The following is a 22,046-nucleotide window of genomic DNA, read 5'->3' on the forward strand; positions in this document are numbered from 1 at the left end:
TTGTTTTCTGGTATGATTTTTGAGGTAATTTATAGATTTTTATGATAATCTAAATAAAGAACGATTGTGAAAAAATAATCCACATCGAGAAAGTACAAAATTTTCAATTTATTCATTTTTTGTTTGAAGTGCTTGGAAGCGAGCGTAATAATGATTAACTTCGCAACAAATATCATAACATGGAAAACGAAAAATTTGAAAACGAAATGCTTTTAGTGGCTGCCTTGAAGATAGACAGCCATGAAGCGTTTGTTAAAATTTTTCGACATTATTATTCAGACCTTGTAATCTTCGCATCCCATTTCATCCCGGATAAGGAGACATGCGAAGATATAGTCCAGGAAGCATTTGTGAAAATCTGGACGAACCGAAAAGTTCTTGAAATTCGAACATCACTGAGGACATATCTTACATCCTTAGTACAGCATCTTGCTTTAGACGAAATCAAGCACCGCAAGGTTAAGACCCTATATCAGGATATGAACCATGAGATTATCATGTCCCTGCCAGCTGATGAACATGTCCTGTATTCGGAATTGAGTGACGCTATTGATAATCTGCTCTCACAGCTCCAACCGGATGTTCTTGAAACATATAGGTTGTCAAGAACACATAATCTGAAATATACCGAAATCGCCGAGAAACTCAATATCTCGGTCAGGACTGTGGAATCTCGCGTCAGCAAAACGATAAAATTCCTTCAACAGAATCTCAAAAATTATAAGATCATCATATATTGGATTCTAACGTTTCAACACCTTTTATAAGAAATTACGATGGATAATAACATGAATAATACGATAGATTCCTTAATTAGCCGCTATCTGATGGGTAATGCTTCATCGCATGAGATTGAGGAATTACGGCGTTGGATTGAGTCGGATGAGCAGAATAGAAAATACTTTCAGCGACAACAGGATATATGGGCAGTCTTGAATCCGACTATAGATATAAACGATATAGATACCGTAAGCGCAGAATTGAAAGTGCTTCGTAAGACCGGTATCGTATCTTCACGTTTTGCAATATTCAAGAAGTTGCTCGGATATTGGTCGCGCATTGCAGCTGTTGCTATTTTGCCACTACTTGCAGTGGTAGGATATCTGATTTATAGGCAATCGGAGGGACGAGATATTGCTGATGTGACAATCACCACATCTTTTGGCTGTCTCAGCAGCACGGTTCTTCCAGACGGCACAATCGTATGGCTTAACGCAAACAGCTCATTGCAATATGACCCCATGATGGATGACAATGTGAGGAATGTGATATTACACGGAGAGGCATACTTTGATGTCAAAGCTGATGCGAAACATCCATTTAATGTAAAGACTCCATATATGACAGTCACGGCAACCGGTACGGAATTCAATGTAAATGCCTATGACTCGTCCGCTTCCATAACATTAGTCGATGGTAAAGTAAGTGTAGAAGTAGAAAGTAAATCAATGACACTTAATCCCGGCGAACATCTGGCAGTAGCAGATGGCCGTCCAACAATTAGCAACCATATAAATACAGAAAAATATTGCTGTTGGAGAAATGGCACGTTAATCTTTGAGGATGAACCTCTTTTTAATATCTGTAATAGGCTTCAGCAAATATATGATGTTGAGTTCGATATTGCACCAGAATTGAAAGAGAGAACATTCCGGATGATTCTTAACGGCGAGAACATAAGCGAGGTGGTGCGTTTCTTTGAATTGGCCGCTCCCGTGACGTGTGAATTTGAGAACCTGAAATCCCCCGACGATACGACCAAATTTAAATCAAGAATCCGCATAATGCCTTCCTAAAATCATATAATCGAATCTTTCACATGAATGTGCCTATAAAATTATTCGCTATTGCCCTTGTCCTTACCGGCTGTAGCTCTACCACTGAAAATCTGCTTTCGCCAGACGGCAATATCGAGATTGCCTTTACTCTTACAGACAAAGGCGAGCCATCCTACTCCGCAAAGTACAAAGGCAACGACATCGTTCTGCCTTCTTTGCTGGGCTTTGTACTTAAAGATACAACCTCTCTAACCGACAATTTCAAGATAACAGGCATCGAACGCTCTGATTTCAATGAGTCATGGACACCAGTATGGGGTGAAAATGACAGTATAGAGAACTGTTACACACAGATGATCGTCAACCTCCAACAGGGCGACCGGAAAATGGACATAGAGTTCCGAGCATATAATGACGGCTTCGGCTTCCGATATATATTCCCTGAGCAGACGGCCAAAGCATTTGTAATCGCAGACGAAGCCACACAGATAGCAATGGCTGGCGACCATACGGCATGGTGGATCCCCGGAGATTATGACACCCAGGAATATGAATACACTACATCACGCCTAAGCGAAATACGCGCCCACGCCGATGATAACTTCATGGATAATGCGTCGCAACAAAGATTCTCACCTACGGGAGTGCAGACAGCCTTGATGCTAAAAACCAACGATGGCCTTTATCTTAATCTCCACGAGGCGGCATTGGTCGATTTCCCTGCGATGAGTCTCGAACTCAATGACACCACAATGACATTTAAAAGCCATCTCACGCCCGGACAAGGCGGTACGATCGCGACTATACACACTCCCTTTAAAACGCCGTGGCGCACCGTCACCGTAGGAGAGAAAGCAACTGACATTCTCGCATCAAATCTTATTTTAAATCTGAACGATCCCTGTGTTTTGGACGACGTATCATGGATTCATCCTACCAAATATATGGGAGTATGGTGGGAAATGATTACCGGCAAAAGTTCATGGAGTTATACATGGGCCGATAATTTCGATCTTGCGACTTTTGATTATTCAAAAGCCAAACCGAATGGCATTCATGGGGCTAATAATGAGAATGTGCGGAGATATATTGATTTTGCGGCAGAGCATGGTTTCGACCAACTTCTTGTCGAAGGCTGGAATATCGGTTGGGAGGATTGGTTTGGCAAAGAAAAGGACTATGTATTCGATTTTGTCACTCCTTACCCCGACTTTGACATCGCCGCACTCAATGATTATGCCCACAGCAAAGGCATCAAATTGATGATGCACCATGAAACTTCCTCATCAGTCGACAATTATGACCGGCATATGGATGCTGCCTATGACCTAATGAACCACTACGGTTACGATGCTGTAAAAAGCGGATATGTAGGCAACATTATACCAAAAGGAGAACATCACTATAGTCAGAAACAGGTAAAGCACTATCTCGACGCAGTTAAAAAGGCCGCAGACAAACATATCATGGTAAATGCACATGAGGCTGTACGCCCGACAGGCCTATGCCGCACATACCCCAATCTCATAGGCAACGAAAGTGCTATGGGGCAGGAGTTCGCCGATATGAGTCCGCAACACTGCACCATATTGCCTTTTACCCGCCTTAAGGGAGGCCCTATGGACTTCACTCCGGGCATATTCCGTATGAAGATAACCGACTTTGCTCCCGGCGGTCAAGGTAGACAGAAGCGTGCGACCATCCCCAACCAGCTTGCATTGTATCTCACCATGTACAGCCCCTTACAAATGGCTGCGGATATGCCCGGGCACTATCAAAAGCACATGGACGCATTCCAATTTATCAAAGACGTACCGGTTGATTGGAGCAAAAGTGTATATCTTGATGCAGAACCGGGAGAATTTATTGTAGTCGCCCGCAAAGACAAAGGCAGCGATGCATGGTATGTGGGAGGCGTTACTGATGAAAATGTCCGAGACTATACACTTGACTACAACTTCCTGCCACTTGGCAAAACGTATGAAGCAACCATTTATGCCGATGCTCCGGATGGCGACGGTTTTGACAATCCCGAAGTTTATACCATTACCACCAAGACGGTAGACAGTACGTCAAAAGACAAAATCCATATGGCTCGTGGCGGCGGATTCGCAATTTCAATAAAACCAGTAGAATGATTGGCAAATAGGTACAAACCACCGTTATATATCTGAGCAAAATGAAAACTATATCTCTACTGCTGACGCTTGGTGTCATCTTCGGTGCCGGAGCAACCGAGTGGGAGAATCATCGTGTTTTTGCCGAAATACGAATGGCGCCGAGGGCTACGTTCTACCCTTACTTTTCCGTAAATGAAGTGCCCGATGGTAATGTATGGCAGTCGCAGAAAAATCCCGACGATTTAACCAGATATAAATCAAAAATCCGCATAATGCCTTCCTAAAGCCAAAGTAGTTCAATTTATAAGACTTACATATGAGATTATTGAGCATTGTTTTAATATCAATAGGTGTGACATTTGCGGTCTCGGGTGCAGAGCATCGCTTTTATGCTATTGAGGCATCGGGTGATAGCATTGCCGAAGGGATTGAATCCACAGTCAATGTGGACAAATCAGGCAATACTGAAACCATAACACTGCGATTGCGCAACACCCGCCATACACCATTCCAGCCCGTAAAGGCTGGCCTTAAACTTGGAGTAGACACCTACATGGACACCTATCCGGAATGGTACGGCAAATTTTTTCCAACACTCGCAGTTTGCGAACCGGACCATTTCTACGGCTACATGCAGTCGCCTGAAGGCAAGAAAAAAGCAGTAGTATCCATCGACCCGATAGCTTCATGGAGCCTTGATTACAACTTGGGCTATCAGGATCCGGAACCGCACTGGTTCTGGGGACACCGCATAGAATGTATGAATCTCGATATGTTATGTCAGGGGCCATTGCCCGACCATCATCCGAGCCTCTGGAAACTTGAACCGGGAGAGGAGCGAACATGGACGGTGAAAATCATTGATCTTGACAATAATGACAATTTCGAAGAGACGGTATACCGTAATACCGGAGCTCCCGTAATTGCAATGGAGAGTACATCCTGTGCTCCGGGGGATACGCTTGCAATTGATATTTTCGGAAACGCTCCGGTAATGACCATCGAAGGCAATAAGACCGACTTAAAGCAAATCGATACGGCATTATGGCGTGCAATATACCATGCCACCGCTCCGGGTATCAAAACCATTGAAGTAAGGGACGGAGAGAGAAAGGCTCATGGCACGGTGGCGGTGCGTCATCCCTGGTACAAGACTATGGAGCTGGCACGTAAAGCCGTAGAACAATACAAACAGAAACCTACCTCGCACGTAGAAAGTTGGTATGGCTTCCATACCGCCTTTGATGTCGCACGGATCATGCCCAATCACAGTATAGACAGTGTTCTAAACAGACGCTTCGACATGGTTGTCGAGAAGGTGTTTGATCTTGACACAGGTGAACCGCATGAATGGAAATGGCGAATACAGAATGTATCTTCCACCCTCGGAATGTTGGCGGACCGCTATCTCGCTTACGGCAATATATCCGATCTTATCTTAGGGGAACGCATGGCCAATTATCTTATGAGCTGTCAACGGGCAGACGGGGCTTATATGAATGGTAATACAGACTACACCTCTGTAATCTATCCAGCCAAAAGTATGTTTGAATTTGCTGATGCGGAGCGCATTGCAGGGCGAAAGAAACAAGCGATACGGATTGAGAAATCGGCAAAACGAGCCATAGAACACCTTGCTGCGGTGGACGGCAATCTCGAAACCGAGGGGCAACTGACCTATGAAGACGGCATGGTGAGCTGCTCGGCACTGCAGCTCGGTGAACTGGCCTTGCGCAGCAAAGACACCAAGGATAAGAAACGTTACACCGATGCAATGCTCAAGCTGCTTGAGGGACACGATTGTTTGACACAGTTGCGGGTGCCCGACGGGCGGCGCAGAGGCGGTACGCTTCGCTTTTGGGAGGCACAATATGACGTATTCATGCTACCGAACATGATTTCTTCACCACATGGGTGGAGCGCATGGCGGGCTTATGCGACTTATTATGCCTATCTTCTCACGGGTGAAGAGCGTTGGCTTCGCGAGACTTTCGATGCTGCCTCGGCTTTCGCAGCCCTCATTGACCATGAATCCGGCGACCTCAACTGGGCTTTTGTCATCGACCCGTATGTCCGCGCGCGGCAGGTATGCGAGCCGCATCCAAACCACACGTCCGATGATGCGACATACGGCAATCCGCATCCTGAATGCTATCCCAACCGGGAATTCATTGTAGGGGAGCAGTATGTACCGATGATTGCCGATTGGCAGACAATAGTTTCGAGTGACAACGATGTGCATGAATGTTTCAAATTCATTGCAGAGGCAATACTCTGCAACGCTTTCATCGTAGAGCGTCCGGACGGCAGCATCGCGGCCTACAATTGTCGTGTCAGCCGGCAGGATAACATTTTGCATGTCAACGCGGATGAATCACAAATTTCCACCCTGTACGCAAACGTGCGCACGCCGTATGAAATCAAATTCGACGGCGATATTAGATGATTATAAAATACACCATCGTTATACATCTGAACAAAATGAAAACTATATCTCTACTGCTGACGCTTGGTGTCACCTTCGGTGCCAAAGCTGCCGAGTGGGAGAATCCTCGTGCTTTTGCCGAAGGGAGAATGGCACCGAGAGCCACTTTTTATCCATACTCATCCGTAAATGAAGCGCTTGATGCCAATGTGTGGCAGTCGTCTCGTGTGACATGTCTCAATGGCCGGTGGGCCTTCTGCTATTCTCCAAATCCTAAATCGCGTCCTGCCGATTTTTACAAGACCGATTACAATGTAAGCCGGTGGGATAGTATCGATGTGCCCTCGAATTGGGAATTTCAAGGCTACGGCATACCTATATACACCAATACCACCTATGTTTTTCCAGTCAATCCGCCCTATGTGCCACACGACGATAATCCCGTTGGCAGCTACAAGCGCACCTTCACGCTCGACAGTGCCACGGTGAATAACAGCCGCACATTCCTTCACTTCGATGGTTCAACAGCCGGTATGTATGTGTGGGTGAACGGGAAGAAGGTGGGATACGTACAGTCGCAGAAAAATCCGGCTGAATTCGATATCACCGACTTTGTTAAGCCCGGAGGGAACGAGTTGGCCTGCGAAGTGTATCGCTGGACCGACGGCTCTTATCTCGAAGATCAGGATTTCTGGCGTCTCTCGGGTATTGACCGCAATGTATATCTGTACAATACCGACAAGCGTGGTCGAATCGCCGACTTCTTCGTGAAAGCCGACCTCGACGGCAGATATCGCAACGGGCTTTTCAATGTCGATGTAAAGCTTGACTCATCCGAACCCCTGACGCTCAGTGCCACGCTATATGATGCGGGTGGGCGTAAGGTGTACAGTACGGACAGGAAGGTGGGCGCAAATGAAACCGTGAGCTTCAAGAGCACGCTCACGAAAGTAAACAAGTGGAACTACGACTCTCCTTATTTGTATCGCCTCGTACTCGATCTACGCGACGCTTCCGGTAAAACCGTCGAGGCAACATCGACCAACGTCGGATTCCGCAAGGTAGAAATCAAGAACTCGCAACTTCATGTCAACGGTATCCCCCTAGAGGTGCACGGGGTAAATATGCAAGAACATCACCCCGATAACGGCCATACCATCGACGAAGAGACTATGATAAAGGATATCCGCACAATGAAGCAACACAATATCAACGCTGTACGCACCTCACACTATCCGCAGCCACCGTTGTGGTATGACCTCTGCGACCGCTATGGTCTACTGCTGGTCGACGAGGCCAATATTGAGGCTCATGGCCTTGGTGTGTATGATATAAGTGATGAAGCCAAGAAAACGCATCCTGGTCATGCTGAGATGTGGCGTGATGCAGTCCTTGACCGCGAAATCAGTCTCGTGGAACGCGATAAAAATCATCCATCGGTAATAATATGGTCACTTGGTAACGAAACATCAAATGGGAAAAACTTCATCGACAGTTACCATTGGATAAAAAAACGAGACAATACACGCCCCGTGCAGTTCGAGCAAGCTGGCGAAGGTGAGAACACAGATATCGTGTGTCCGATGTATCCCCCCTACGAATGGATTGCAGACTATGGCAAACGCGAAGGGGTGACACGCCCTTACATTATGTGTGAGTTCGCCCACGCTATGGGTAACTCCACTGGCAATTTTCAAGATCTTTTCGACCTCATCCGCACATATCCCACGCTTCAGGGCGGATTCATCTGGGATTGGGTTGACCAGGGATTCCGGATGAAGGACGAGAACGGCCGCGAATACTGGAGCTATGGCGGCGACTATGGTGCCACCGGCTACACTCACGACGAAAACTTCTGCATTAATGGCCTAGTAAATCCCGACCGCAAGCCTCACCCCGGTCTGAGCGAGGTCAAGAAAGTGTATCAGGACATCCGTTTCTCCTCCGACAATCCCATATCAGGTGAAGTGACCGTAGAAAACCTCTTTCCATCGCTCTCCACCGAGCCCTACGAATTCTTTTGGGAACTCCTGTGCGACGGCAACGTGGTGACCGAAGGTCGATTCGAACTCAAGGTCGCCGCCAGATCATCGAAAACAATACGACTGCCCCTTCCCCCAATAGACAAAGGAGCCGATTACACTCTGGACATATACGCCTGCGCTAAGAAAGGAGACGAGATAATCCCCACAGGCCATGAAGTGGCCCGCGAGCAGTTCATTCTCGCGCAGAAAGACCTTGGCGCGACTTCTCTTGCAGAGGCCAAGGCCAAGATAATCCACGACTGCGACAACTGGACTGCCGAAGCTGCCGGAGCCTGCATGACATTCGACGCACTCACCGGAGAGCTCACCGCATATACAATAGATGGAAAGAATCTGCTGTCCGGAGCTATGATGCCATCATTTTGGCGTGCGCCGACCGACAACGATTTCGGGAACAATCTCCATGTGAAATCCAACGCCTGGCGCACGGCTGCGCAAAACCGCCGCCTTGTGTCGTTCGCCAGGGACGGAAATTCCCTTAAAGCCGTCTACCGCCTCCAGGAAGTGCCGTCGGACTACACCGTGGTCTATACCCCTCTCGACGACGGCAGCCTAAGTGTAGCCGTAGCCTGGAAGGCGGACGATGGCGCGTTCACGCCCGAGCTGCCGCGTTTTGGCATGATTATCACAATGCCCAGGAGTTTCAATGACTTTGCTTGGTATGGACGCGGTCCACAGGAGAACTATTCCGACCGCAAGACTTCGGCGTTTCTCGGCCGGTACAGCGGCAAAGTTGCGGATATGCGCTGGAATTATATCCGTCCGCAGGAAACAGGCAACCATACAGATGTGCGTGAAGCGTCTCTGACTGATGCCACAGGCTACGGCATAAAAGTTCTGGGCCTCCAGCCACTCGAAGTTAGCGCTCTTGACATCCTTCCCTCCGCACTTGACCCAGGCCTTATAAAGCATCAGCAGCACAGCAACGACATCTCTCCTTCACTACGCGATGTATATCTCTATGTAGACCTCGCGCAGCGTGGCCTTGGTGGTGACAATAGCTGGTGGGCCCTTCCTTACGAACAATATCGCCTTGTTGGGAAGGAATATAGTTACTCATTCGTCATCAAACCGATAAAACCATGAATCTCTCAGATTAAAAATAACTTAAAGGCTTCCAAAATAAACTGCGCTGCATAAAAGTTTTTCTTATAACTTTTGCGGTGCAGTTTAAATTTTATTATTGCTGTCCGATAAAACTTTTTGAGGCAAAACAAAATTAGGACTGGCACCTATTGCAGGAGTCAGTCCTTTTAGTTTAGTTTGTGTTGACCAAAACATATTCTAAACTATGCCCAAAAGTGGCTTTCGGGAAAAATACCGGAGCGAAGCGAGGATGATTTTTCCCGAAACCGATAGGCCCGGCCTTGCAGTCCGAAAGAGGCGGACGCTAATTTTGCCCGGTAGTTTCTTCGGGGCTGTCAGCCAGACTATTCCTCTCGACCCTGTTTCATGCAGTCATTTTTCAATGGGGTTCTACTAATATCAAGTTTTGTTGTATGCTTTGTTTCAAATAAAATTCAATCCTCATGACGCATTATTAATTATGAACCATACAGCGGATACAGGTGTTGAAATTGAATAGTAAATATATGTAATATCACAGTTTATGACACAATATCAATTAAAACGGGCTTACGAACCCGCTTCTCCGGAAGACGGTTTCAGGGTATATATAGACAGACTTTGGCCGAGAGGTCTCTCGCACGATACTTTCCATTATGATTTGTGGGATAAGGATATCGCGCCATCCTCAGAACTCCGCGAATGGTTTCATGCGGATCCCGATAACCGATGGTCTGAATTTGAGACTCGATATTCCAAAGAACTGGAGACCAGCCCTTCGTTCGGGGCATTGCGACATCTTCTTGCACAGAAATCTGTAGTGACATTACTTTATTCGTCTCATGATGAGCGACATAACAATGCCATTGTGATTTACAACTTATTGACAAAATAATCTCTTAACATATCCTCTACTTATGAAAATGTTCTGTTACCAGTGCCAGGAGACCGCACGCGGCAAAGGCTGCGAGATACAAGGTGTATGCGGAAAGAAACCCGAAACGTCTGCAAGAATGGATCAGCTGCTTTACATCGCCCGTGGCATGGCCATCGTAAACCGACAGTTGCGAGAGAAAGGCGCATCAAGCAAGGATGCATCCCGGTTCATCGTCGACGCACTGTTCACCACCATCACCAACGCGAACTTCGACAATGATATGCTCGACGGCTATATCACAAAAGCCCTCGACCTGAAAAACGAACTCGAAGGAGAGTCGAAAAAGCGCGGCATGGAGCCTCCTTTCATGCCTGAGGTGTCGTATCATATCCCAAAGGAGGAATATGGCGTACATGAGGTAATCGAACACAGCGGCACTCTTGAAGAAGAAATCACAAGTGTGCTCCATGACAAGAACCCGAATATAAGAGGTCTCAAGCAGCTTGCCATGTACGGCTGCAAGGGTATGGCGGCCTATGCCCGCCACGCCTGTAACCTCGGTTATGAGGACGAAGACATATATGTCGTGATAGAGAACGCCCTTGCCGAGATAAGCCGTCCTGACATAAGCGTGGATGAGCTGTTTTCGCTCGTGCTCAATGTGGGTGACGGGGGTGTCAAGGCTATGGCTCTGCTTGACAAGGCAAACACATCGACCTACGGCAATCCCGAAATCACAAAGGTAAACATCGGAGTAAGGAACCGTCCGGGCATACTCGTGAGCGGTCACGACCTCAAGGATCTTGAGGAACTGCTCGATCAGTCAGCAGGCAAAGGGGTTGACATCTACACCCACTCGGAGATGCTCCCTGCCCAGAGCTATCCTTTCTTCAAGAAATTCCCCCACTTTGCAGGTAACTACGGCAACGCATGGTGGCGGCAGACTGACGAGTTCGAGACATTCAACGGCATGTTCCTCTTCACCTCCAACTGCATCGTGCCCCCGCGTCCGAAAACCACCTACATGGACCGCGTCTACACGACCGGTGTCGTCGGAATGCCCGGCACACATTTTATCACCGAGGGGAAGGACGGCAAAAAGGATTTTTCCGAAATCATAGAGCGGGCGCAGACATGCCAGCCGCCGACAGAGATCGAGCACGGTGAGATTGTCGCCGGATTCGCCCATAACCAGGTGCTTGCTTTGGCGCCTAAGATTATCGACCTCATCAAAAGCGGTAAAATCCGCAAGTTTGTGGTCATGGCAGGCTGTGACGGCAGAATGCCCTCGCGCAAATACTATACGGAATTTGCGGAAAGGCTTCCTAAAGACTGCGTGATTCTCACCGCAGGCTGTGCCAAATACCGCTGCAACAAGCTTCCGCTCGGTGATATCGAGGGTGTTCCGCGCGTGCTCGATGCCGGACAGTGTAACGACTCCTATTCGCTCGTCGTGATTGCCAATGCTCTCAAGGACGCTTTCGGCCTGGAGAGTGTCAACGATCTGCCGATTGTCTACAACATCGCATGGTATGAGCAGAAGGCGGTGATAGTGCTTCTGGCCCTGTTGAGCCTCGGAGTGAAGAATATCCACACCGGCCCGACGCTGCCGGCGTTTTTCACCCCCGAAATTCTGAAAGTGCTTCAGGAGAAGTTCAATATAGGTACCATCGCCACCGTTGACGAAGATTTGGCTACCCTTATCGGTTGAAAGAAATGGACGGTTGGAATGTGAATCGGTTTATCCATAAATATATGATAGCGGCGGCGCACGCCATCCTTTGGCTGGCGGCGCTGTCTCTTGCCGCATATTTCCATCTTGACCACGGATATTCGGCTGCCGAGGCGCTTCTCGGCTCCACGCTCATGGCATATTGTGCATATGTCTGTGAGTCCGGACTGGGCACATGGCGCGTGGCGGCCGCTGCCGGTGATGTTAGGATTGATTTCAGGAAGGCCGGATTGTGGGGATGGATTGTCGTGAACATAGCGGTAGCAATAACCCTGTCGTTGCTTTTTCTGAAATACCCCGAATGGTGGATATTGCTCCTCATCATACTTAACGCTGGATGGCAGAAATATATGAACGGGCGGATACCCCCGCGTTTGCAGGAAACCTTCCAGTCTGTAAAGCTATGAAAATATCATCCGAACTGTTCCTCTGCCTCGGACTTGTCTTTGCCGCTTTATATTTTCTGATATTCGGCATCGGCTTTGTCATCACTATGAAGATTCGCAAAAAAAGAAACCTCTAAATAAATTTACGACATGTTCAGATTAAAAGGGCTCAAGCCGAAAGCACGGTGCATATGTTAAATTGGGCAATTAGAAGTGTTAAATTTTTAGGCGTAGAGTTTGACTAATCGGAAGATGAAGAAGTCGCGGTCCCGGACACCACGCATTTGTGAGCGAAATATTTTGACTTTAGAGTTGAATGCCTCGGCAGAGGCATTGGTCGCACGACGACGGAAATAGTTCAGGATTGTTGGGGCGTGGTTCTTGAATGTTTTGATTACCGAGCGGAAGTTGTTGTTACCCAATGCCATTACCTTTTCATACCACTTGTTCATCCTCCCCATGGCTTTTGTCGGTGAGATTTTAGCGTTGAAAATCTTGCGCAGCTCCATCGCAAGGCTGTATGCAGCCTTCAATATTGGATAGTATTTGAACAGTATGTTGACACGATGGCGCTGTATGTCAGTCCATTTGTTCTGCGACATCATCAGAGTGTGTTTGCTGCGAGCCAGTATCTGGCGCATGGTCTCTCCGTTGGAGTACGTTACCGGCGGTTCGGACTTGTTGCGGTTGTTTTCCTCTGCGATGAGCTGTCGGCGAATGTCAATGCGGATTTCGTCAACGGCCTCATTATAGACCTGTTGGACATGAAAACGGTCGTTGACTACATGGGCGTTATAGAACACTTCTGCGGCTATGAGCATCATTGATGGCGAGAGATCGCAGGTCACTTCCTTGACCCTGCGTCTGATTGATTTCTCCATAGCTCCGATGAGTATGGATATAATTTCGTCACTCTTTGTTCCGGGAATGGCTGCCGCAAGTGTTCCCTTGCCTCCGTGGCCGTCCTTGTTGGTCAGGAACGTCCATACCTCCCCGTTGCTCAGACACGTCTCATCAAGACTCATGTAAGGGCCGATATTATCGGCGTTGAAATAGAACCCACAGCCAAGCTCCTGTTCGCACCAGTCGGCGTAACCGCTTATCTTATTGCGGTACAAGTCGGCAAAATGTTTGCCGTTGACGCAGTACATCTGCGCTATCTGTTTAATCGACAGGGCTGTCGTCTCCACCTTCGTCTTTTAAAAAAGCCACGAACTCGGCGCTGAGTCGTGTTCCTTCCTCGTTGGGAAGTTCGAGATTGTAGCTGAAGATTTCGTTGGTCTGCCTGTCCCACCACTTGTTCTTGCGCATGTGAAGAAATACAGGCCGTCCACGCATCGGATAGTCCTGTATTGTTACATAATCCGTATAGCCTCGCGCTACGATATTTGGATTACGATAGTCTTCATCAGACAGTTTCTTCTTTTCGTCAAGCCATATGTCATAGGACTGTTCCGTGCGCTCGAAGCGCACCATTTCAAATAGTTCGTCCATGCCCTCGGGCAGGCACATCCATATTGCATCTGCGGTTTTCATGCCACAAATTTAACACTTTTCTCAAAATTCATGCACCGTGCTTTCGGCTTGACCCATTAAAAGACAGAATTCCGTACGCTGACGGCTCCATAGCGAAGGAGATTGTCATGCAGAACCATAGCGGGCTTTCGCTCCTTATGGCAGTTGACAAGGGACTTGAGATTCCCACACATACGGCTAATGCCGACGTGCTCGTCCAGGTAATAGATGGGAGCATGGAGTTCAACATTGAGGATAAAGTACTTGAGTTGAAAGAGGGTGATGCGCTCACTATGACACCGGGTGTGAAACATTCCTTAAAGGCTACGGAACGGTTCAAGGTTCTTGTCACAAAGCTCAACGCATGAGCACGGCATCGTTCGGTCTTCAGGCATCCTGAGGGTATGGACTCCCCGGATGCCTTTATTATTTCCCGATTAGATGTCGGATAGCCATTATCGGGTGATAAATGAGCATCCTCGGGCCGGAAAAGCGCATGACCGTCTTTATTTTTTCTTTCATATCCGGACGGTAACAATGTATCCTGCATTTGCGGCAACTTCCTTTCGAATCGCTGAAAGGACAATGGCGCAGACGGCTTTCGGCATACCTCGCCAAATTCTCACACCCGGGACAAGTATCTCTATTTCCCTCTTTCAGGCGGCAATATAGACGGATCATCTCTTTTACGATCCTGATTTCGTATTCTATCTTCATTTATGGTTTGGATTTGCCGACCGGCGGTTCTGTGAGTGTTATTTTGACAACGGTTGTGCGGTCGAGGCTACGCTTGATCGCTTCATCAAAATTCCCCATGTAATTAGGTAAAAAGCGTTGGCATAGCAGACGCAAAGCCATAATCTTTTCCGCGTTATCAGTCACAATCTCCGCCTCCCCTAAAGCGATGGCAGAGTCATAATACATAGTAAAATTCTTTTTCCCGGTCTCAAATTTCGGGGAGCATCGGCTGACGGCACTCAGACTGACAATGGGATTGGCCCTTATGCAATCCATCTTCTCCCCCTCGTCGGCGCAATGGAAATAAAACGTGTGCCCCTCCCCCCGTATCAACGACAGCGGGAGTCCGTATGACGTTCCGTCCGGTCGTATCATCGACATCGTTACAAAGGGAGCACGGTCAAACACATTAAGCGCCCAGTCCTCATCTTTCTGCCTTGCTGCTTTTCTCATCTGCTTCATATTGCAAATTTAAGAAAAAATAAGGGAATAACAATCTGTGGCTTCTGCGACACGGAAAAGGCAATCTAAAAGAGAATTGCGCCCCGGAATGAGGCGTAATCCAAAAATAAATGCTAACTTTGCATCAAAGTAAAAGAGTTATTTGAAAGCGTGAGAAATATAGCGTAACCAAACACACTACCAATTTCTTATCCATTGCCCATCCTCACGCGAATTCTCAAAAATAACCTTGTAGTCAAAATATTAACCCAAGACTACATCAAATATACGAAGAATAATCGACATTGGATGTTACGAATGTCCCAAGTGTGCGTGAAAATCAGCCCTGAACGATGATATTCTTGAATTTACCCGTGTTGATGCACTCCGAAAACCTCAAGTTTGCTTTCGTCAAGATTTATAAGGACGTCTACTTCATCGCCCCCGCCATCTTCCAGCCATATCAGTTCTTTATCATTGTTTAAGTAGCCGTTAGTTATATCTCTCTCAATAAGCTTCGTGCCATAATCAATCTGGGGGTAATTTGAATGTAATGGGAAGAGTAAAATATGTATTGACTTTTTTGCCATTAATAGTGCCGGGAGTAAAATTAGGGAATAATCTTACTACCCGTAAAGCCTCACGGTCAAGAGCAGAATCTTTACCTCGTACTATTTTCGGCTCACAAACACGACCTAATGTGTCAACATAGAACTGTACTACCACACGACCTTGAATCTCCTCCATTAATTGCTCTTCGGGATATTTCAAATGTTGACCTATGAAACGTAACATTTCAGCGGGACCTCCCGGAAATTGTGGCAGCTGTTCAACACAACTGTAAATTCCACTTTCATCCGGATTTTTCGGCCGCTCTTCCGGCATTTCACCTTGTGTTACTACTTCATTAGGATCATGGCTTATCTCACCTTCTTTGATACCTGAAACTTCGATTGCAGAATTGAAAATTGTATCTCTGGTTTTGGATAATAAGCATTCCTCATCAATTTCGCCCTCGAAATCCAATGTATCAGCTATTTCGATCGGTTCGCCCTGCAATGTTTCGTTTGACTGATTCGATGATGATGTGCCGCTGCACCCCGACATGATAATCATCCCTGCTGAGATGCCGGCGAGGGCTACGGCTTTTCCGGCGAGGGATCGGGCGCGGAGCTGCTGCTCAAGGTAGCGCACCTCGGCTTCGCATTTGGGGCATGTGCCGAGGCAGTCGCCCTTGTAGCGACATTCCGAAGTGGCGAACTCAATGCCGTTGGCCTCGGCTATCTGCCGACGTATCTCTTTCAATATCTTGCAGGTCTGCTTTCCTCGTGCCATAGTCAATCAGTTAATTTGAATGTTATCGGTAAGGTAAACCAATATTCAACAGCTTTCCCATTCAGGGTTGCCGGGTTGAATTTGGGCAAGGATTTGACGACACGCAAGGCTTCTTTGTCAAGTTCCGGATAAACTCCACGTATAATTTCAGCTTCCCCTACGGAGCCGTCAGCTTTTATCAAGAACCGAATTGTAACGCGACCTTGTATGTGCGACTCATAGCATCCCGGAGGATAGACGATATGCTGTGATATCCATTCCATTAGTTTTTCATCGCCGCCGGGGAATGTTGGGCGAACATCTACAATAGCTTCATACACTTTATAATCTTGTTCAGGGTCAATAATTTCCCCCACAACAATTTCAGTATCATCGATTTCTCCTTTTTTTAAGACAACCGTATCTTCAATTGCGGGCAGTTCGCCCTCCTCGATTGTGTCGGCAACCTCAATCTGCTCGACTGATATCTCAGGCTCGCCCTGCAATGTAACGTTCGATTGATTTGACGATATGCCGCTGCACCCCGACATAAGAATCATACCCGCAGAGATGCCGGCGAGGGCTACGGCTTTTCCGGCGAGGGATCGGGCGCGGAGCTGCTGCTCAAGGTAGCGCACCTTGGCTTCGCATTTGGGGCATGTGCCGAGGCAGTCGCCCTTGTAGCGACATTCCGAAGTGGCGAACTCGATGCCGTTAGCCTCGGCAATCTGCCGACGTATCTCCTTCAATATCTTGCAGGTCTGTTTTCCTCGTGCCATAGTGTCAGTGTTTGCGGATTTGGTAGGTGAATAAATCGAATCGGGTGAAGCCGAGTTGTTCAAGCGCGGCGCGGCTTGCCTCGCGGTCGGCATCAGTGTTGAAGTCATGTATCAGCGGTATGCGGATAATGCAGTCGCTTTGCCGACCGCTGTTGGCTATCAGTCGGAGATTGGAGAGGACAATGGAGTTTCCCCGCCCGGTATAGTTGCGATAAATCTCAGGATTCATGTCCTTGATGTCAATGATAAGTGTGTTTACCACAGGGAGCAAGGACGCGATATTGTCTGCCGGAACATTTAGCGATGTTTCAAGATTGATTTGCCAGCTCTCGCCGCACAGTTCGCGGAAGTGTCGGATAAAATCAGGCCGCAGACACGGCTCTCCGCCGCCGAAAGTCACGCCGCCGTTTGTGGCAATGAAATAAAGCTCGTCAATGCGGGTCTCTGTATATAGCTGTTCCGGCGAATACTCGCGGAAACGTCCGCCGTCGCCTAACGACTGCGGGTTAAGACAATATCGGCAACGTAGCGGACAGCCGTGAAAAGCCACAAGCGTAGTCACGCCGTCGCCGTCAGTCGAGAGGCGATGCCGCGCAATACCGATTATCTTAGCCCGTTGCCGTTCCATGAGGGTTTATTATTTCTGTAATATCGCAAATATAATGAAAAATAGGCATATATTCATGCAACTTTGCCATGAATTTATCATGTACGGCTTGGAAAATGGCGATAATAATGGGGCATTCCATCCGGAGCGGTAAATCGGTGTCCTCGACCGGACACCATATGCAGGGTGGGATTGTAAGCCCGTGACACCGCAGCGCAAAGCGCGCAGGTGTCACGGGCTACGAGTAAACCGATGTCCTGCCGGACATCACCATCCGGCGCCATTCAGGCAGAGAGGGTCAGCCTGGGCGGGTTTCCGTAGGTATATAGCAAAAAAAAGATGATTTCAGAAGTCTGAAATCATCTTTTTCGAGTAGCGAATCTGGGAATCGAACCCAGGTCTCCACCGTGAGAGGGTGGCGTGCTAGGCCACTACACTAAATCGCCATTCACTACTCTCTGAAAGGAACTTTTCTGTCGGCGAGGCTCTCCAGCACTGCGTTCCTTCCCGGTTTTGCACTGCAAAGGTAAGGGCTTTTTTTGAGTGTTGCAAATAAAGATTCCCGTTTTAACATATATTTACAAATCTGACAAGGAATCATCAACAAAAACCAAACCGCCTTACCGGTTGTTAAAACATCGACAGCACATTTTACCCTCCAGGTGTAATCAACCGCAGGCCGAATCTATGGTTATTCAGGGAAAATGCTTATCTTTGCATGTTTAAATTAAACACTCATCACTTAAAAAACAGAGAATACGCTCTTAGTTTCAACCACATCTTACACAGAATCAGACAAATGACTGAAACAGTAACAGACATATTGCCCTCAATCATCGAAGGGATCCGCGACCGCAAGGGCCGCAAGATAACCACAGTCGACATGAGCGACATCGACACCGCCGCCGCCCGCCGTTTCGTGATCTGCGAGGGCACATCCACTCAGCATGTAGCCGCTGTGGCTGACAGCATCCGAGAATATCTGCTTGAACACATCGGCGTCAAGCCCTATAACTATGACGGTTACGGCAATTCAACATGGATTGTGATAGACTACGGTGACACGCTTGTCCACGTCTTTCAGCGCGAGACCCGCGATCTTTATGCGCTTGAAGAGCTCTGGAGCGATGCCGTCATCACCGACTATCCTGATGAAGACTGATATAAAAAATCCTCTCATAATCAATTGATTCCAAAATGAGTTCTCCGACTCCACTCAACAATAATCCGAACCCGAAGAAGTTTAAGATCGGGTTCAGCATGTACTGGGCCTATGCCATAATAATCCTGTTTCTTCTCGGAATGCTCTATGTCGATGACACTTCTATAGAGAAGGAAGTGAGCTACACAAAGTTCAAGGAATATGTAGCCACAGGAGGTGTGGGCGAGATCACCGTGTTCTCCAACACCAACAAGGCCGAGGCCGTGCTCTCCGACTCTCTTGCCCGGAGCGTCTTCAAGGAAAGCCAGTATAAGGGCGACAAGGGCACTATCGCCAAGATCATCACCGACATTCCGTCGGCCGACAAGTTCGAAGATCAGATCGACCTCTGGAATCAGGAGGGAGTGAAGCACGGCGAGGTCAAGTATGACAAATCGTCGGACTACGGCTCGCTGCTGTGGTCGTTCGGCCCGATTCTGCTTCTTGTGTTCTTCTGGTTCTTCATGATGCGCCGCATGTCAGGCGGAGCCTCAGGCGGCGGAGCCGGCGGAGTGTTCAATGTAGGCAAATCCAAAGCCAAGATGTTTGAGAAAGGCGAGGGGACCAACGTCACATTCAAGGATGTGGCCGGACTCTCCGAAGCCAAGACCGAGATACGCGAGATTGTGGAATTTCTCCGCAATCCCCAGCGCTACACCGACCTCGGTGCCAAGATTCCAAAAGGCGCTCTCCTTGTAGGCCCTCCCGGAACAGGCAAGACGCTGCTTGCCAAGGCTGTGGCCGGCGAAGCCAATGTGCCTTTCTTCTCGATGTCAGGTTCTGATTTCGTAGAGATGTTTGTGGGTGTCGGAGCCTCGCGAGTGCGCGACCTTTTCCGTCAGGCCAAGGAAAAAGCTCCCTGTATAGTGTTTATCGACGAGATCGACGCCGTGGGCCGTGCCCGTGGCAAGAATCCCAACATGGGGGCCAATGACGAGCGTGAGAACACCCTCAACCAGCTGCTTACCGAGATGGACGGCTTCGGGTCAAACAGTGGTGTCATCATCCTTGCCGCCACCAACCGCGCTGATATTCTTGACAAAGCCCTGCTGCGCGCCGGCCGTTTCGACCGTCAGATCAATGTCGATCTGCCTGAGCTGAAAGACCGCATAGAGGTGTTCAAGGTGCATCTGCGCAACATCAAGACCGATGACTCGGTGGATGTGGACCTGATGGCGCGTCAGACAGCCGGATTCTGCGGTGCCGACATTGCCAATGTCTGCAACGAGGCAGCGCTGATTGCTGCCCGCGGCAACAAGAAGGCCGTTGACCGCGACAGCTTCATGGCCGCTATCGACCGTATAATAGGAGGTCTCGAACACAGTTCGAAGATAATTTCCGACGACGAGAAGAAATCAATCGCCATCCATGAGGCCGGCCATGCCACCGTATCATGGTTCCTGAAATACTCCAATGAGATGGTCAAGGTGTCGATCGTGCCACGCGGAATGGCTCTCGGAGCTGCATGGTATATGCCTGAAGAGCGCCAGATCACTCCCAAGGAGGCTCTGCTTGACCAGATCTGCATGACTCTCGCAGGACGTGCGGCCGAGGAACTGACCACAGGCCAGATTTCTACCGGTGCGCTCAACGACCTTGAGAAAGTGACCAAAATGGCTTATGCAATAGTGGTTTACTACGGCATGAGCGACAAGATTCCCAACGTATGCTACTACGATTCGACCGGTCAGGCCTACGGCTTCTCCAAGCCCTACGGCGGTGAACGCGCCAAGCAGATCGACGACGAAGTGTCGCGCATCATCAGCGAGCAGTATGAGCGCGCCAAGAAGATTCTTACCGAGCATAAAGAAGGCCACGCCAAACTTGCCGAGACACTTCTGACAAAGGAAGTCATGTATGCCGAAGACCTCGTCAACATTTTCGGCAAGCGCCAGTGGAAATCTCGCACCGAAGAGATCATGGAGCTTCAGGCCGCGCGTGACGCCAAGCGCCTCGCCGAGGAAAATGCAGCCAAGGAAGCTGCCGGAGAGTCTGAAAAGCCCCATGAGGCAGAGCCTTCAGGCGATTCTGCTGACAGTCAGGAAGTGGTTGATGTGGAAGTCTCCGAAACGGCTGAGACTGCAGACTCGGAAGAGAAAAAAGACACTTGTGTGACCCCGCCGCCCTACAAAGGCGATGGCTCAAAGGACAGTGAGAGCAACTGATCTCAGACGTCACATTTGAAATAAAACAACCTCTAAAAAATCCACCTCAGGCGATCCGTATTCGCGGATCGCCTGAATTTTTTTGCCTCTCCCCGCATTATCGCACTTAAAGGGGCCGGGGCGCTTGTATATTTGCGGGTGTGAATTATCAAAAAAACATAACCCAGCCATTACAAGCGATGAAAAATGCAAAGTCAGTCAGCATGTTGCCGGATTGTCCGGTGTCAAAAAAGTTTTATCAGGAAACCGTCAGCCGTATTCATGCTTCATTTCAGGCCATAGGCGGAAGTGCAGCCGATGAGCTTGCCGAGAAGACGGTCAAGGCCGTGAATGATTATCTTAGCGGAACTTGTCTGCCGGCCGATGACTCTGATGCGACTGTCAGGCTGATGTTTGCGCTGATCCGCAGTGAGCTTGACAAAGCTATGGCCCGCTCGGCGGCTGCCCGTAGGCGCAAGAAGACGGCTCCTCGCCGCCCTCGGCGTAAATCTGCCGGAAAGAATGTCCCGGAAGAGTCTCTGTGCGAACCCAAGGCCTCAGGAAGCGGCATTGACATGGCGCGCCTGGCTGAACTTCTGAAGATCAGGGAGCAGTTTGATTGTGACGATGAGGATAACTATGACGAGGCGGATGAACCGGCGGAGCCGATTTTACTTAACCGCAGGCAGCGGCGCATGATAGAGCGTGAGAAGCGCAGAAAGGCGCGCCGCGAGGCCTCTCGGCGCCGTTGATGAATATCCCCGGTTGTGATATGAACCTGCCGTTGCTGAAAAAGGGGGAGACGGCGTTACGGCAACGTCATCTCCCCCGGCTTCAAAATCAACGTCAAAACTATTGTTATATAGCGCCGTATGTTTG

21 protein-coding genes and 1 tRNA gene are annotated in these 22,046 nt (G+C 48.6%); 14 read left to right on the forward strand and 8 right to left on the reverse strand.

Features of this window, described 5'->3' with window-relative positions; genetic code table 11:
* Positions 1-179: 179 nt before the first annotated feature.
* The 9 genes from FDZ78_RS00845 (at position 180) to FDZ78_RS00885 (ending at position 12,449) form a co-directional block, all read left to right on the forward strand.
* Positions 180-767: an RNA polymerase sigma-70 factor gene (locus FDZ78_RS00845; protein ID WP_136408864.1), complete on the forward strand. Its 588-nt coding sequence runs from the start codon at positions 180-182 to the stop codon at positions 765-767.
* A 21-nt stretch (positions 768-788) separates the two neighbouring features.
* Entirely contained in the window at positions 789-1,796 is a 1,008-nt protein-coding gene (locus tag FDZ78_RS00850) for a FecR family protein (RefSeq protein WP_160680991.1), read from the forward strand.
* Between the two features lie 35 nt (positions 1,797-1,831).
* Positions 1,832-3,916 (forward strand): glycoside hydrolase family 97 protein, encoded by a 2,085-nt coding sequence (locus FDZ78_RS00855; protein WP_240740408.1) that lies wholly within the window; start codon positions 1,832-1,834, stop codon positions 3,914-3,916.
* A gap of 41 nt (positions 3,917-3,957) precedes the next feature.
* On the forward strand, positions 3,958-4,182 hold the full coding sequence (locus FDZ78_RS00860; RefSeq protein ID WP_136408862.1) for a hypothetical protein: 225 nt from the start codon (positions 3,958-3,960) through the stop codon (positions 4,180-4,182).
* Positions 4,183-4,343: 161 nt separating this feature from the next.
* Positions 4,344-6,344 (forward strand): hypothetical protein, encoded by a 2,001-nt coding sequence (locus tag FDZ78_RS00865; protein WP_124075497.1) that lies wholly within the window; start codon positions 4,344-4,346, stop codon positions 6,342-6,344.
* A gap of 35 nt (positions 6,345-6,379) precedes the next feature.
* A complete protein-coding gene (locus tag FDZ78_RS00870; protein ID WP_205746905.1) occupies positions 6,380-9,454 on the forward strand; it encodes a glycoside hydrolase family 2 TIM barrel-domain containing protein in 3,075 nt (1,024 codons plus the stop codon).
* 523 nt (positions 9,455-9,977) lie between these two features.
* On the forward strand, positions 9,978-10,328 hold the full coding sequence (locus FDZ78_RS00875; RefSeq protein WP_124075496.1) for a DUF488 domain-containing protein: 351 nt from the start codon (positions 9,978-9,980) through the stop codon (positions 10,326-10,328).
* 22 nt (positions 10,329-10,350) lie between these two features.
* Complete coding sequence (hcp, locus tag FDZ78_RS00880; RefSeq protein ID WP_124075495.1) at positions 10,351-12,021, forward strand: hydroxylamine reductase; 1,671 nt, start codon at positions 10,351-10,353, stop codon at positions 12,019-12,021.
* Between the two features lie 44 nt (positions 12,022-12,065).
* On the forward strand, positions 12,066-12,449 hold the full coding sequence (locus tag FDZ78_RS00885) for a hypothetical protein (RefSeq protein WP_124075494.1): 384 nt from the start codon (positions 12,066-12,068) through the stop codon (positions 12,447-12,449).
* 203 nt (positions 12,450-12,652) lie between these two features.
* On the opposite strand, the gene FDZ78_RS00890 is transcribed toward FDZ78_RS00885, so the two are convergent.
* Together FDZ78_RS00890 and FDZ78_RS00895 are read right to left on the reverse strand one after the other, a co-directional pair.
* Positions 12,653-13,618 carry a transposase gene (locus FDZ78_RS00890; RefSeq protein ID WP_240740261.1) on the reverse strand — a complete coding sequence of 322 codons (966 nt, stop codon included), beginning with the start codon at positions 13,616-13,618 and terminating at the stop codon, positions 12,653-12,655.
* A complete protein-coding gene (locus FDZ78_RS00895) occupies positions 13,593-13,964 on the reverse strand; it encodes a transposase family protein (protein WP_107037111.1) in 372 nt (123 codons plus the stop codon). The genes FDZ78_RS00890 and FDZ78_RS00895 overlap by 26 nt, the downstream gene beginning before the upstream one ends.
* A gap of 107 nt (positions 13,965-14,071) precedes the next feature.
* On the opposite strand from FDZ78_RS00895, the gene FDZ78_RS00900 reads away from it, so the two are divergent.
* Positions 14,072-14,311 carry a cupin domain-containing protein gene (locus FDZ78_RS00900; RefSeq protein WP_136408861.1) on the forward strand — a complete coding sequence of 80 codons (240 nt, stop codon included), beginning with the start codon at positions 14,072-14,074 and terminating at the stop codon, positions 14,309-14,311.
* Between the two features lie 58 nt (positions 14,312-14,369).
* Here FDZ78_RS00900 and FDZ78_RS00905 read toward each other — a convergent pair whose 3' ends face one another.
* Both FDZ78_RS00905 and FDZ78_RS00910 read right to left on the reverse strand, forming a co-directional pair.
* Complete coding sequence (locus tag FDZ78_RS00905; protein ID WP_025076936.1) at positions 14,370-14,660, reverse strand: nitrous oxide-stimulated promoter family protein; 291 nt, start codon at positions 14,658-14,660, stop codon at positions 14,370-14,372.
* Positions 14,661-15,134: a pyridoxamine 5'-phosphate oxidase family protein gene (locus tag FDZ78_RS00910; protein WP_124075513.1), complete on the reverse strand. Its 474-nt coding sequence runs from the start codon at positions 15,132-15,134 to the stop codon at positions 14,661-14,663. It lies immediately after the preceding gene.
* A 341-nt stretch (positions 15,135-15,475) separates the two neighbouring features.
* Between FDZ78_RS00910 and FDZ78_RS14890 the strand changes: the two genes are divergently transcribed.
* Complete coding sequence (locus FDZ78_RS14890; RefSeq protein WP_255575957.1) at positions 15,476-15,607, forward strand: hypothetical protein; 132 nt, start codon at positions 15,476-15,478, stop codon at positions 15,605-15,607.
* Positions 15,608-15,650: 43 nt separating this feature from the next.
* Here the strand turns inward: FDZ78_RS14890 and FDZ78_RS00915 are convergent, their stop codons facing one another.
* The 4 genes from FDZ78_RS00915 to FDZ78_RS00930 form a co-directional block, all read right to left on the reverse strand.
* A complete protein-coding gene (locus FDZ78_RS00915; protein ID WP_123611102.1) occupies positions 15,651-16,457 on the reverse strand; it encodes a TonB family protein in 807 nt (268 codons plus the stop codon).
* Between the two features lie 2 nt (positions 16,458-16,459).
* Positions 16,460-17,215 carry an energy transducer TonB gene (locus tag FDZ78_RS00920; RefSeq protein WP_124075493.1) on the reverse strand — a complete coding sequence of 252 codons (756 nt, stop codon included), beginning with the start codon at positions 17,213-17,215 and terminating at the stop codon, positions 16,460-16,462.
* A 4-nt stretch (positions 17,216-17,219) separates the two neighbouring features.
* Positions 17,220-17,843, reverse strand: a complete 624-nt coding sequence (locus FDZ78_RS00925) for a radical SAM protein (RefSeq protein ID WP_136408860.1) — start codon at positions 17,841-17,843, stop codon at positions 17,220-17,222.
* 352 nt (positions 17,844-18,195) lie between these two features.
* Positions 18,196-18,268: transfer RNA gene (locus FDZ78_RS00930), tRNA-Glu, on the reverse strand.
* A gap of 353 nt (positions 18,269-18,621) precedes the next feature.
* Between FDZ78_RS00930 and rsfS the strand changes: the two genes are divergently transcribed.
* From rsfS to FDZ78_RS00945, 3 genes are all read left to right on the forward strand, one after another.
* Complete coding sequence (gene rsfS / locus FDZ78_RS00935) at positions 18,622-18,984, forward strand: ribosome silencing factor (protein WP_107033476.1); 363 nt, start codon at positions 18,622-18,624, stop codon at positions 18,982-18,984.
* Positions 18,985-19,019: 35 nt separating this feature from the next.
* Positions 19,020-21,188 carry an ATP-dependent zinc metalloprotease FtsH gene (ftsH, locus tag FDZ78_RS00940; protein WP_136408859.1) on the forward strand — a complete coding sequence of 723 codons (2,169 nt, stop codon included), beginning with the start codon at positions 19,020-19,022 and terminating at the stop codon, positions 21,186-21,188.
* 179 nt (positions 21,189-21,367) lie between these two features.
* On the forward strand, positions 21,368-21,919 hold the full coding sequence (locus FDZ78_RS00945) for a hypothetical protein (RefSeq protein WP_136408858.1): 552 nt from the start codon (positions 21,368-21,370) through the stop codon (positions 21,917-21,919).
* Positions 21,920-22,046 lie beyond the last annotated feature (127 nt).

The organism is Duncaniella sp. B8 (genome assembly GCF_005304985.1).
Lineage (GTDB): Bacteria > Bacteroidota > Bacteroidia > Bacteroidales > Muribaculaceae > Duncaniella > Duncaniella muris.

Excerpts from the sequence above, each read along its gene's own strand:
- FDZ78_RS00860 (WP_136408862.1), top strand. The coding sequence starts at position 3,958 with ATGAAAACTATATCTCTACTGCTGACGCTTGGTGTCATCTTCGGTGCC.
- FDZ78_RS00945 (WP_136408858.1), top strand. The coding sequence starts at position 21,368 with ATGAAAAATGCAAAGTCAGTCAGCATGTTGCCGGATTGTCCGGTGTCA.
- FDZ78_RS00870 (WP_205746905.1), top strand. The coding sequence starts at position 6,380 with ATGAAAACTATATCTCTACTGCTGACGCTTGGTGTCACCTTCGGTGCC.
- FDZ78_RS00850 (WP_160680991.1), top strand. The coding sequence starts at position 789 with ATGAATAATACGATAGATTCCTTAATTAGCCGCTATCTGATGGGTAAT.
- FDZ78_RS00920 (WP_124075493.1), bottom strand. The coding sequence starts at position 17,215 with ATGGCACGAGGAAAACAGACCTGCAAGATATTGAAGGAGATACGTCGG.
- FDZ78_RS00915 (WP_123611102.1), bottom strand. The coding sequence starts at position 16,457 with ATGGCACGAGGAAAGCAGACCTGCAAGATATTGAAAGAGATACGTCGG.
- FDZ78_RS00925 (WP_136408860.1), bottom strand. The coding sequence starts at position 17,843 with ATGGAACGGCAACGGGCTAAGATAATCGGTATTGCGCGGCATCGCCTC.
- FDZ78_RS00910 (WP_124075513.1), bottom strand. The coding sequence starts at position 15,134 with ATGAGAAAAGCAGCAAGGCAGAAAGATGAGGACTGGGCGCTTAATGTG.
- ftsH (WP_136408859.1), top strand. The coding sequence starts at position 19,020 with ATGAGTTCTCCGACTCCACTCAACAATAATCCGAACCCGAAGAAGTTT.
- FDZ78_RS00885 (WP_124075494.1), top strand. The coding sequence starts at position 12,066 with ATGATAGCGGCGGCGCACGCCATCCTTTGGCTGGCGGCGCTGTCTCTT.
- FDZ78_RS00845 (WP_136408864.1), top strand. The coding sequence starts at position 180 with ATGGAAAACGAAAAATTTGAAAACGAAATGCTTTTAGTGGCTGCCTTG.
- FDZ78_RS14890 (WP_255575957.1), top strand. The coding sequence starts at position 15,476 with ATGATATTCTTGAATTTACCCGTGTTGATGCACTCCGAAAACCTCAAG.
- rsfS (WP_107033476.1), top strand. The coding sequence starts at position 18,622 with ATGACTGAAACAGTAACAGACATATTGCCCTCAATCATCGAAGGGATC.
- FDZ78_RS00895 (WP_107037111.1), bottom strand. The coding sequence starts at position 13,964 with ATGAAAACCGCAGATGCAATATGGATGTGCCTGCCCGAGGGCATGGAC.
- FDZ78_RS00905 (WP_025076936.1), bottom strand. The coding sequence starts at position 14,660 with ATGAAGATAGAATACGAAATCAGGATCGTAAAAGAGATGATCCGTCTA.
- hcp (WP_124075495.1), top strand. The coding sequence starts at position 10,351 with ATGAAAATGTTCTGTTACCAGTGCCAGGAGACCGCACGCGGCAAAGGC.
- FDZ78_RS00875 (WP_124075496.1), top strand. The coding sequence starts at position 9,978 with ATGACACAATATCAATTAAAACGGGCTTACGAACCCGCTTCTCCGGAA.
- FDZ78_RS00900 (WP_136408861.1), top strand. The coding sequence starts at position 14,072 with ATGCAGAACCATAGCGGGCTTTCGCTCCTTATGGCAGTTGACAAGGGA.